The following is a 12,402-nucleotide window of genomic DNA, read 5'->3' on the forward strand; positions in this document are numbered from 1 at the left end:
TCCCCGCTTAACCTTATTATCTCCACCCAATCTTCGTCCTTAATGTATATAGATTCATGCGTTCCGCCAATTCCCTCATTGCCTTGAGATTCTCATTCATATTAAATTGATTTTTATAGATAATAACCTATCACAAATATGATTTGGTATTAATCTAAAAATTAAAAACCCTGCATCCAAGTAAGACTTGATCATACAGGGTTTTAAAATCTAAGCTGTCCACTGCCGGTATTTTATTATGAAACACCCACAATTAAACTTATTATCCTGGTTTTACTAGATTCTAATTCTGTGGTCTGGACCCCAGGGTCTTCACCACTTTATCTATTCCAAGAGAACTGCCCGAGACAGGCGGGAATTCCTTAAAGGTTGCCAGAAACTTACCCACATAAGCCTGGGCAGGTACAAAAAGCCACATATTATCCCCATACCATCTGGTATACATTGAAGATTCCCATGAGACTTCAAAGGGATCTGCTCGTAAGTTGATTACCAACGGCCATGATGGGGTTTTTCTGAAGCCTTCGTTGATAGAGCCTTCCATATAGGAAAAATGTAGTTTCCAGTTATTATACCGTACAGCATTAAGATTACCTGCAGCATCAAAATAGAAGATCTCTTTCCTTGGGCTTTCTTTGACTTCTCCCTTCCAAAAAGGCATTTGGTTATAGCCATCTAAATGCACTTTAAAATTCTTGCCGTTAGCCTCATATCCTTTCAATAATCGTTCTTTCACATCCGGAACTCCGGCCGCTGCCAATAAGGTAGGCATCATATCTTCATGGGAATGGATTTCATTGAAAATTGTCCCCGGTTTTATCACTCCGGGCCAGCGAATAACGCAAGGCACCCTAAAACCACCTTCCCAGGTAGAGCCTTTCTCACCTGCAAAAGGGGTAGTCCCGCCATCAGGCCAGGTAAACTTCTCAGCCCCATTATCTGTAGAATACATGATGATGGTATTGTCTATGATACCCAATTCTTCTAATTTCTTTAAAACACGGCCTATGGCTTTATCGTGCTCTACCATCCCATCAGGATAAAGGCCTATGCCTGTTACACCTTCACTTTCTTCCTTAAGATGGGTCCAAACATGCATTCTTGTGGCACTTAACCATACAAAAAATGGTTTCCCCGCATTATGGGCTCTTTCTATAAAGGATATGGCGGCATCTGTAAACTCGTCATCTGCGGTCTCCATTCTTTTTCGTGTCATTGGGCCGGTATCCTCTATTTTGCCATCCGCATAGGAATGCAATACTCCTCTGGGACCAAACTCCTTATGAAAGGCAGGGTCTTTTGGATAATAGTAGGTTTCTGGTTCCTCTTCCGCATTTAAGTGATATAGATTTCCAAAAAATTCGTCAAAACCATGGTTGGTTGGTAACATCTCGTCCCGATCCCCTAAGTGGTTCTTGCCAAACTGTCCTGAGGTATACCCCTGGTTTTTCAATAATTCAGCTATGGTAGGCTGGTTGGCTTTAATCCCCTGAGCGCCCCCTGGCATACCAATGGTTAACAAACCTGTCCTAAAAGGATGCTGCCCTAAAATAAAAGCCGCCCTTCCGGCCGTACAGGATTGCTGTGCATACCAATCGGTAAAAACAGCCCCTTCCTTACCAATACGATCAATATTTGGGGTTTTATAGCCCATCATGCCCTGGCTATTGATACTGATATTGGAATATCCGATATCATCACCCCATATCACGAGGATATTCGGCTTTTTCTGCGCAAAACCAATAGCGATAAACGCCATAAAAAGTAATAAGAAAATTTGTTTTTTCATAAGTGCAATTTTTTTGGTTTATAATATAATTGAGGGGAAACAATTGAAGTGCTAAAGATAATATAATGTATTAGAAATATTTAATTAAGCAGGCTGGTTTTTGGGGACATTTCATGATTTTTAATACAAACCCGAACATGTTGATTACTATGAACGCTCTTCTTAGTGTTGTCTTAAAATGCAGCGCACATTAAAAGAATATTCTCTCTATACATCATGGTTTTTGCAGTTCAGTTCCTGTAATGTATGAAGGTAAGGTAGCTGATGTACATTGGATACGGATAAACCAGCATTCAAATTTTTTGCTCAAATCTTTTTACATTATAGCAGAGGCTTAAAAAATGGCAGGCCAGAGCTATTTCTCGAAAGCTTTTACCATAGTTTCTACATACTTTTGAGCCGTTTTATATGCTTCCTTAGGATCATCCAATTCGGATGTTACTACAGCCACTAATTGGTTTTCCTCGGGCTCATCAAGATTATAAAATACGGTCTCTAAAATATACGTAGTTGAAGTACTGGTGGATGTAGAAGTGGGAATATAGCCTCCAAATGAATCATAGTAAGAACCATATGCATAAGGAGTCCTGTAATAACTATTAAATCCGCCGTAATAACCTGGATATCCGTAACCCCCTGATACACCCATGTAAACTCCGCTACTGGAGGTTGTGGTTGTACTCTCCTGATCCTTTACAACAACAATAACAATTCCATTATACCCTTCACTATCCAGAATGCTTTGGACAAAAGCTACCCGTTCTTCTGTAATTTCCTTGTTCGTATAAATTTTTGGAAATTTTTTAAAACTTTCTGAAGCCTTGTAGCCTTCTGCCCTCAATTCATTGGCGAGCGCTTCTTCAAAAGCTATTCTGGCGGTATTGTCGGCAGTTCTTGCCAAAACCAGAATATTTTTTTCCTTGAATTTAGCTATAGTCTCTTCTTCCGCGGTCCAGGAGTCTCGAACTTTTACACTACCGCAGTTTTGAAACACAAATGAGAAAACAAGCAATACTAGTATGGTAAGATTTTTTTTCATAACAATTAGAGAAATTATAGATTTTTTATTTAAGTGGACCAAGCTACTAAAAATATACCACCTAATTGTGCTGGATATCTAATTATATTACATTTGAATCTTACTATAACCCCAAAATAAATCCAAAATAAAATCGCAGTCCATCATCTGAACTAAATAACCCAAGATTAGCAGTGATCAAATCTGCACCATTTACAAAAACACCGCCCCCCACAGAGGTATTCCAGCTTTTTTCATTAAATGCAGGTTCCACAATCAGGCTGTCGTCTACCCAGATTCTGCCTACATCAAAACCACCAAATATACCCACCTCAACCGGTACAAGGCCAGTTTTATATCTTTTAAAGTTAAAGCGCAGATCAGAACTCTGATAAAATGATGATTTTCCCGTAAAACGTTGGTTTCTATAACCTCTTAAGCCGTCGTCTCCCCCTATACTCGCTGCCTGATAAAACTCAAAATCATCACCAAAAATTAGATGAGCCTTAGATTTAGTGGCTAAAACTAATTGCCCGTTTGGTGATATCTTGTATGCAAAACCAAGCGTTGGGATTAAATACCCAAATGTATTTGAATTCTCAAGATTGGATGTAATTCCGGTTTGTAATTCCGCTTCCATACCCAAGGTGGGGAAAGCGGGGTTATCATTATTCGCATAACTATAAACCGCTTCGGCACCCACAAAATTGTTTTTTTCTTCCTGAGGTATAAAATCCGAAAACAAATTGATATATCTTCCTTCAGTCTCTTCCAACTCGTAGGATTTATAGTTTACCCCTATACCAAATTCTCCCCCATTCTCGCCATGCCATACCAAACCTGCAGAACCTCCTAATGTTCCCAGTTTAACGCGATTGTAATTCAGATCAAAATTTTCCTCATCATCGGCATTAGGATTCGGGGTTGAATTTCCAAATCCAAAAAAGTTTATACTGTAATTAGGGCTTGTAAATACCCCATTAATCGCCAGATTCCATTTACCCACAACATGAGCAAATTCGCCCCAATATCTCAAATCAAAACCACCTGTAGAAGTATAAAGGGCGGCAGCTATCCTGTTGGTAGACGTAAACGGATTTCGTTCAAATCCATAAGCGGTATGAGCACCAATAACACCTATTTTGAAGCCATCATCCGGGTTAATTCCAAGTAGTGGGAGTAATGCATTAACATTATACTTTGGTTTTCTATAATCATAATTATTATTCTCATAATCGTCTCTGATATGTTGCTTACCCTTATTGGTAATCAACGTATTAGGTTTACTTTTAAAATCATAGATATGTGTTTTTTGCCCATTTACCACCTCATATCTATCATTATTAGAACCCCCAATAACCCGGAGTTTTATCAGGTGGTCTCCATTGCCCGAAACGTGAAAATAATCTTCATCATCCAGACCATATATCCAAATTTCTTTCGTGCTGCCAACCTCAAATGTCCGTTTAAAAAATACCGGTCCCTTTTCACCTTTTTTAATCCGGTATCCGGTAACTTTTGTCCTACCTTCAGGCATTCGTTCAATTTCAAACCAATCATCCTTATCTGTACCTCGTACTACTGCATATTTGTTTACCACTTTGAAATACGCATCGGAAATTTTTCGCAAATTAGAACGCCTTCCTTTTAACTTGCGCTTTATATCCTCCATATTCTCATCCTTCACTTCGTCAGGCAACTTTTCAAATGCGGCTTCTATTACCTCATCTGTTATATGAGAGACTACATAAGCCGCTTGTTCATCCCAAATTGCCTTATCTGATTCTTGTATCACGACAACATCAAGTACATATGGATTTAAATTGCTCCATTGAACATCTTTAATATCCTCATCGTATGAATTTAAGACACGTGCGGGAGCTGCCAGTAACGTAGCCAGCCCCAGGGCAAAACCATCATTCATAATTGAAAATGCCTGATCGCGATCTCTGGGTACCGGCTTATAGGTAGTCACCCCATTTTCTTCAAAAACGGCCCAGCGCCACTGATCCTGATGACGATCCCAATCTCCTAAAAGCATATCAAAAAGTCGGGCACGCACATAGGTGGTTTCATCTACCCTGTGATTTTCATTCTTTTTCAATTTGTCGATCATATCATGAGTACTGATCATCTCATTGGCATAGCCAAAACTGGCTTTATCGCCATGGCCGTCTGCTGTCCTTTCCTCAATCGTATACAATGCGTCGCCAAATTCATTGTTAAAACGGCCTATTGCATTTTGTTTTGGCACATAAAACAATTTAGGATTGGTGTGGTATATCCCTACGGCATCAGATAAATCTCCTATAATAAATGGCATATAAGGATGATCTCCCGTAAATACGTCTAATATAAGTTCCTCTGTTTTTGTATTTTTAAACTCGTCCTTAACATATTGATCCTTAAAACCAACGGATTGTATGTAGAGTAGTGCATCCTTCCGCATTCCCCGCATAATATATTCCTGCCCTTTCTTATTTACGAAACGCAATGAACTAGACTGGTGCCCTCCTCCTTTTCGCACAGGACTTAGTCCGCCGTAGAGGGTATCCAGGTTAACGGTTGGAACGGTTACTTCCGTACTAAATAATTTTCGATAACGTTCTCCCCATAGCCATTTAAACGTTTTACCTTTAGTTGTTTCTTCTTTGGTATAAATTGAAGTTGTTTTTTCTCCCGGGAAGTTAGCCGGATAGTCAATTGCAATTGGACGATCTTCAGTTAATACCTGAGTTTCAAATACTATTTTATCCTCTTTGGAAGAATAAAAACTCAGGTGAGAAGAACCATCCTTATAAACATCCAATCTTGCGTAACCGGGAGATCCATAGGAAAATTGGCCTCCGCCCACATTCCGGGTAGGTGTAGTTTTAGAGCCTGCCCCACTAACTATTTGAGGCAAACTTTCCTCAACCAAATATTGAAGGCTGTGTTCATGGCCAGAAACAAATATTACTTTATCATTTTCCTGAGATAAGGTAATTATTCGATCTCTAAACTCATCATATCTTTTGTATTGTATATCTGCCGGAGAAACGCCACCTGCGCGTCGGAGGACATTTTTTAAAGTCCCTAAAATTGGAATTGGGGTCATATGCTGACCAACTGAAAACTGGCCCCCATGCGGTCCATTTGTAAACAAGGGGTGATGCATGGCAACAATTGTGGTTTTACCTCTGGCCTTTTTTATTAGACTTTCATATTCAATAAAGAAACGGCCACGGGTTCCAATTTCACATTCATCATTCAATGTAGGAAACTTGTCCCATTTGGTGAGATACCATTCAGTATCAATGATAATTAACTCCACATCATCATTAATTTCTACTTTTCGTATTGGGCAGCCATCCTCAGGAAGGAAGGTGTTTTTACCAAGTTTGTCTTCAACATACTCCTCCTGGCGTTTGAGACCTTTAGGGCCTTCACTGTACCAATCGTGATTTCCCGGAATAAAAATTGTTCTCCCGGCAAAGTCTTGTACCGCATCTGTTTGTACATTCAGCTGATGTTCTGCAAATTCTCTGCCTTCTGCACCTCTTTTGGGCAGACCTTTTGGATAGATGTTATCACCCAAAAATAAGGCTGTACTGTTTTTAGAGGCCCCTTTCAATACTTTTTCAAAATCTTGCAGTGCCTCAGATTTTGATCCTAAAGGTGAATTCCCCGCATCTCCTATTAAATAAAAAGTGTGTTGTATATCACTTTCAGAATGTCGTGGAATCATAGCCTCTTCCTTGTACTGGGCCTTGTACGTAGCACAGGAATATAATACTAAAAAGCTGACTATTAAAGTCAGTGACTTGGATATACTGTTCATTTTCAAAGCAAAAGACTATAGCCTGGTTGAATTAACTGAATCATTACCTATTTGCCAAAACACAACTAAATTTTACAAAGATCTTGTATGGTTTGACTTTTAAAATTCCCATTTAATTAGGAAAATATAAGCTATAAAGATAACCAATCCACTAGAATTGAAAACAACTAACCAAAAGGTCGGTGATTGGAATAAAATGAAGTTAATTCTCGGAGAATTACATTCCTGATTGATATTTAAATAGATCCAAATAAACTTGGTTGAAGTTAGATAACTTTAGATGAAACCATATAATTTGTAATTTTTGTTTTATAAATTTGAAACATGTCTGAAATTCTTTTAAAAACCGAAGCCTTTGTCGTTGATTTATTATCGACCAAGTTGGACGAAAAATATCTTTATCATAACCTGAGACACACCCAACGGGTAGTAAAAAGCACCCGGGAATTGATAGAAGCTCATACGATAAATGATAGGGAAAAGGAATTCCTGTTATTGGCCTCCTGGCTGCACGATACGGGTTATACAAAGGGTCACGAGGAGCACGAAAGTAGTAGCTGTAAAATTGCAGCTGAATTTCTGGAAAAGGAAGGTTATGATGCGGAGGGAATTGAAAATGTACAAGCTTGTATAATGGCTACAAGGAGGCACTATGAACCCAAAAGTTTGAGTGAACAGATTATACGCGATGCCGATGCCTCACATTTCGCACAAAAAAGCTATTTGGAAACTTGTGAACTGCTGCGGGAAGAACTTTCACTGTTGGGGATTGCTAATTATACTGTTAAAGAGTGGATGGAGGAGAATATCAAAATGTTCAGAACGGAACACCATTATTATACAGATTATGCCAAAGCAAACTGGCTCGAGAGAAAAGACAAGAATCTGATGATTCTTTTGAAAGAGGTAAAAAAAGAAAAAGAAATTGCCAAAAAAGAACAATTAAAAGCAAAATATAAAACTGAAAGTCCGGATAGGGGCATACAAACTTTATTTAGGGTTACCTTAAAAAACCACATTACGCTAAGTGATATTGCAGATACTAAAGCAAATATTTTGCTATCTGTTAACGCAATTATGATTTCTGTGGTACTGTCCAACCTAATACCAAAACTAGATAACCCCTCCAATGCTTATCTCATCTACCCCACTCTAATTTTTTTATTCTTCACCCTGACTTCAATGGTGATGGCCGTTATAGCAACCCGTCCTAATGTAGGCAGCGGTAAATTTAGCAAGGCTGATGTAGCCAATAAAAAGGTGAACCTCCTATTCTTTGGTAATTTTCATAAAATGAAACTGGAAGACTATGAGTTGGCCTTACAAGAATTGGTAAAGGACAAAGATTATATTTATTCATCGCTCACTAAAGACCTCTATTTTCTTGGCTTAGTGCTTCACAGAAAATATAAGATCCTGCGCTGGACTTATTCTATATTTATGGTAGGGATTATAGTATCCGTAATCGCTTTTGCTGTTGCTTTTAACTATTTAGGTAAAATTCAGTACTAATCTCGAAGCCTTTCTAGGCTTTTAATTCATCCATCAAATCCTCATAGGTAAAGGTTTTTTCTTCTTCCGTATTTTTACTGTAGAGAATCTCAGCCCTTATTGCCTTAAGCCCCGATACACCCTGAAGACCCTCCAATTCTACTATTTCAATATTATTAGTAAAATATCCTTTAGATTTCAGGTAAGAAATATATCTAAGATATTCCAGTTCATCTTTTTTCTGAGAGTAAACTATAGACAGCTTCCCTTTTTGGGTTAGCCTTTGATTAGTTCCCTTGATATATGACTTGTCAATGCGCTTTTTTATTATTTCATATCGGGCATTATAGGTACCATCCACATCAAATCGTTTTTCATCCATTCTGAAGCGAATAGATAAGGATGTACTATATACCAGAATAAGCGAAGCCACGTCGAGCTGTACGTCCAATTCCGGTTTAAGGCTGTAATACTTGTTTTCCATCTCGCACATCACCTGCAGCTGCCATAATCGAAGATTCTTTAAGTATAAAGTATCAAAATCCCTGTCTTCTGCAATAGAACTTCCAATATACATATTATGTTCTATGCCATCTGTCTTATAGCGTTCGTAAAAGTGAGGAAACATTTCCTGTGCTGCTTCCTGATGCTTATCAATTACAGAGGCCAGTTTTTTATTAATCCGCATCACGCTATCATCATATTGTTTTCTATGGTCATAGTAGGAATGTGTTTCCGAATTAATGGTTTTTTCATATTCCTCTACCATTTTAGTTACTTCATTATTTTGCTTTTTTAGATGTGTGAATATCGGTAATACATCGTCATTAACGAAGTCGAAAATAGTCTGTTCGCTATTCGAAAATAAGGTCTCTTTAATATCTTCTGTAAAAATGTCTATTCTGTAAATCAGTTCTTCGTAAATAGGTAAATCTTCAAATTTCAATGCAGCATTCAATACTTCTTTGATATTCGACAATTGAATCATCAGATCTCGCTGAATAGCGGTATTCCTGGACTGTGAAGAGGCTTTTATGTCGATTTGGCCGTATAACGGATATACATCATGAAAGACTATTTCTTTAAATGAAGGTTGCCTGCCCTCTATTCCGTCAATAATAAATTGTTTGGCTTCCTCTTCAAATCGCCAGTGAACAGATTTATGCACCGAAGTACATTCATTTTGAATAATAGCGTCTATTAAATTTTCCTCTTCAATTTTAGAGCGCACTACGGCAGCAACAATATAGGGCATTACATCATCCAGCTTGGTTGCGTTAACCCCATTTAACTCATTTTTTCTAGTGGATACCAATTCCAGGACTCCTAAAAGTTCTCCTTCATTAACGATAGGCGCAAAAATTGCACTTTTTATTCCCTGTTCAAACAAGCCTTTATAGGGCTCAATCCCATCAGATAATTTATAATATTTATCAACATCAGAGACCGTAAAATATCCCTTCTGATTCACTATTTTATCATAGGATCCTATGCATAAGGCATGATTGCACTGCTCAGTATCTTTCCCTCTAAGCAGAAAGCTTTCCATTCCATTGCCATAAACACGTTCTAACCGATCATCTTTTGAGTTATAGGTGACGAAACCTATTTTTAATTCTTTTATTTTAAAGAATGATCTGAAGGTGTCCTGCAAATCAGAGATAAAGGTTTCGCTTCCTCTTTTATCACTTGAGATAAGATTTGTTTTAATTTCAGATATGGTATGTTCGGTTGTTACATCAAACATATTTGAGATTACAAAACCTTTGGAAATAAAACTATTTGGAGGAATCATTTCCTTCCACAATTGCAAATCTTCGGGATTTTCTAAAAGCTTATCAACATCTTCCTGGGTTAACTTTTTAGACAATTTTGTAGGAAGTATCTCCATAAAATCGGCATTGTATAAAATACGGTAATGGCGCATTATTCCATTCGCATCCGGTATATCATAAAAGTATGGCCTGCTAAAATCAAGGTTAAATCCATAATGGAATTTAAGAATGATAGTACTTGCCATAATATAATTTATTCCTTCATCCTGATTGCGTATAAAAGGTTGAAAATCTATACCGGCATTTTCCAAAATCTTTTGAAATCTTTTGGACTTATTAAATATAATATCGAAATAGGGTAGTGAAGCTGCTTTAATTTCATTTTCGCTCAGTACTTCAGTAAATGAATCCTGCAAAATAATATGAATAACATCTTTATATTTTTCTAGAAGTTTAATATCTGAAAACCCATCCCTTAATTCTGGATAAGGTGCCTGAGCTTCCAATATATATTTAGCCCTGGATGATAGTAACATATCATCGCTTTTGGCCATTATATCATACTGCTGTAATAGCTTATCAAAGCTAATGACCATTTGCAGTGGCATATCTTTATTTATAGATCCCATAATGTTATTTGTCTACAGCTTCGCGGTAAAATTACAAAACTATTCGATTTCTTTTTGTTAAAGGAATTTTCACGGTGTTCCGTGCATTTTTTGGATATTTATGCAAATTTCATTCATGTCTTCAGATAAGAGACTTAATAACGCATACAAAAGGGCTAAAACCTTAGCATTTGATGACATGTCAAAGTTTATTCTTTTTAGTGATTGTCATAGGGGTGATAATAGTTTTTCCGATGAGTTTGCCAATAACCGAAATATCTATTATCATGCTTTGAAACATTATTATAATAATGGGTTCCAATATTGTGAACTCGGAGACGGAGATGAGCTCTGGGAGAATCTAACTTTTGAAGCCATCTTTGAAGCCCATAAGAATATTTACATGTTAATGAAACGTTTTCATGAGGAAAACAGGTTGCATATGATATTTGGCAACCACGATATGGTATACAGAAACCCGGCATATGTAAAAAAACATCTTTATACCTACTTTGAGCCCAAAGATGAAAAGGAAACCACTTTATTAGATCAATTGCAGTTTCATGAAGCAATAGTCTTAAAACACAGTGAGAGCGGACAAGAGCTATTTTTAACTCATGGGCACCAGGCCGATTTTATGAATTATCACGGATGGCGGTTTAATCGATTTTTGGTGCGCGTTCTCTGGAAACCCCTTCAAGTTTGGGGCATAGCTGATCCTACCAGTCCGGCCAGGAACAACCGTGAATTAATAAAAGTGGAGAAACGGATTAAGAGATGGATTTTACGAAACAACTTAATAATAACCGTAATGGGTCATACACACAGACCCAGATTCCCGGAACCCGGTGATATTCCCTTATTTAATGATGGAAGCTGTGTACACCCAAGGAGTATTACGGGGATTGAAATAGAACACGGAGTAATTTCACTTATAAAATGGCAGATAGCAACAAAAGAAGATGGCACCCTTCAGGTTGTAAGGGTTTTACTGGAAGGGCCTCAAAAGTTGACGGATTATAAACAAAATGAGGATTGATTCTTTCCAATACCTGGGTATTAGTTGAATCAATCCTCGGGAAATAGTCATGTTCTCTATTTCTATTGAATCATAAAGTTAATAGGGATACTATAAGGAACTTTAACTGATTTTCCGCGTTGCATCCCAGGAGTCATATTTGGGAGTGCAGCAATAATTCGTTCTGCTTCTTTCTCCAATAATTTGTCTGGGCCTCTTGACCTTATAGCCTCTACATGACCTTTAGAATTAATCATAAATTGCACAAATACTTTTCCTTTTATTCCAAGTTCAAGTGCACTCTCCGGATAATTAAATTCTTTAACGATATGAGCTTGTATCATTTTTTGAAAACAGGCTTTTCGTTCATCATTTCCTTGTGCACTCTCACATCCGGGATAGATAGGAACATTTTCTATAATTGCAAAGGGAACTACAATATCTTCTTCTTCTTCTCCAACTTCCACGTCGTCAACGGCTATTACCTCTTCAATCACTGATTCCTGACTAGTTTCTGTACTCTCAATAATTGTTTCTTCTATTTCCTCTGTGTCTTCAACTACTTCAATTACCTCGGGAGCGGCTGGGGGTGGTGGCGGAGGTGTTGTTTTTATAATCTCTGTTACCGGTACATCTTCCTTAAGGTCGTCCACCGCCTGAGCAATGTCCAGAGTTGTAGTGTCGCTAGGATACGATTTGTATTCCAACGCGCGCCAGGTCAAAAATAGAACGACTGTAAGTCCTATTACAAAATACAGCCCACTATTTCTATTCAAATCGAATTTTGGGTTTTTTTTGACTTGCATGACTATTTGTATTATGATATACATAAAATTACGTCATGTAGAATGCAGATAATATGATATTTATCAGGTTTAATTCT

The 12,402-nt window shown here is 37.6% G+C and carries 7 protein-coding genes; 2 read left to right on the forward strand and 5 right to left on the reverse strand.

All coding sequences use genetic code 11. The features are described 5' to 3' along the window. Positions 1-283 precede the first annotated feature (283 nt). From Q0874_RS01145 to Q0874_RS01155, 3 genes are all read right to left on the reverse strand, one after another. Complete coding sequence (locus Q0874_RS01145) at positions 284-1,789, reverse strand: arylsulfatase (protein ID WP_299158292.1); 1,506 nt, start codon at positions 1,787-1,789, stop codon at positions 284-286. A 355-nt stretch (positions 1,790-2,144) separates the two neighbouring features. Then, positions 2,145-2,828 carry a hypothetical protein gene (locus Q0874_RS01150; protein WP_299158295.1) on the reverse strand — a complete coding sequence of 228 codons (684 nt, stop codon included), beginning with the start codon at positions 2,826-2,828 and terminating at the stop codon, positions 2,145-2,147. A 103-nt stretch (positions 2,829-2,931) separates the two neighbouring features. Next, positions 2,932-6,627 carry a metallophosphoesterase gene (locus Q0874_RS01155; RefSeq protein WP_299158298.1) on the reverse strand — a complete coding sequence of 1,232 codons (3,696 nt, stop codon included), beginning with the start codon at positions 6,625-6,627 and terminating at the stop codon, positions 2,932-2,934. Between the two features lie 324 nt (positions 6,628-6,951). Between Q0874_RS01155 and Q0874_RS01160 the strand changes: the two genes are divergently transcribed. Beyond that, complete coding sequence (locus tag Q0874_RS01160; protein ID WP_299158300.1) at positions 6,952-8,139, forward strand: Pycsar system effector family protein; 1,188 nt, start codon at positions 6,952-6,954, stop codon at positions 8,137-8,139. A gap of 13 nt (positions 8,140-8,152) precedes the next feature. On the opposite strand, the gene Q0874_RS01165 is transcribed toward Q0874_RS01160, so the two are convergent. Further along, entirely contained in the window at positions 8,153-10,522 is a 2,370-nt protein-coding gene (locus Q0874_RS01165; RefSeq protein ID WP_299158303.1) for a GAF domain-containing protein, read from the reverse strand. A 115-nt stretch (positions 10,523-10,637) separates the two neighbouring features. On the opposite strand from Q0874_RS01165, the gene Q0874_RS01170 reads away from it, so the two are divergent. Continuing rightward, on the forward strand, positions 10,638-11,540 hold the full coding sequence (locus Q0874_RS01170) for a metallophosphoesterase family protein (RefSeq protein ID WP_299158305.1): 903 nt from the start codon (positions 10,638-10,640) through the stop codon (positions 11,538-11,540). A 62-nt stretch (positions 11,541-11,602) separates the two neighbouring features. Here the strand turns inward: Q0874_RS01170 and Q0874_RS01175 are convergent, their stop codons facing one another. Then, positions 11,603-12,325, reverse strand: coding sequence for an energy transducer TonB (locus tag Q0874_RS01175; RefSeq protein ID WP_299158308.1), 723 nt, complete (start codon positions 12,323-12,325; stop codon positions 11,603-11,605). Between the last annotated feature and the right edge of the window lie 77 nt (positions 12,326-12,402).

The sequence above is a fragment of the uncultured Eudoraea sp. genome (genome assembly GCF_947490415.1).
Classification (GTDB): Bacteria; Bacteroidota; Bacteroidia; order Flavobacteriales; family Flavobacteriaceae; genus Eudoraea.

Bases quoted from the DNA above. Each gene is read 5' to 3' on its own strand.
- Q0874_RS01145 (WP_299158292.1), bottom strand. From the start codon at position 1,789: ATGAAAAAACAAATTTTCTTATTACTTTTTATGGCGTTTATCGCTATT.
- Q0874_RS01150 (WP_299158295.1), bottom strand. From the start codon at position 2,828: ATGAAAAAAAATCTTACCATACTAGTATTGCTTGTTTTCTCATTTGTG.
- Q0874_RS01155 (WP_299158298.1), bottom strand. From the start codon at position 6,627: ATGAACAGTATATCCAAGTCACTGACTTTAATAGTCAGCTTTTTAGTA.
- Q0874_RS01160 (WP_299158300.1), top strand. From the start codon at position 6,952: ATGTCTGAAATTCTTTTAAAAACCGAAGCCTTTGTCGTTGATTTATTA.
- Q0874_RS01165 (WP_299158303.1), bottom strand. From the start codon at position 10,522: ATGGGATCTATAAATAAAGATATGCCACTGCAAATGGTCATTAGCTTT.
- Q0874_RS01170 (WP_299158305.1), top strand. From the start codon at position 10,638: ATGTCTTCAGATAAGAGACTTAATAACGCATACAAAAGGGCTAAAACC.
- Q0874_RS01175 (WP_299158308.1), bottom strand. From the start codon at position 12,325: ATGCAAGTCAAAAAAAACCCAAAATTCGATTTGAATAGAAATAGTGGG.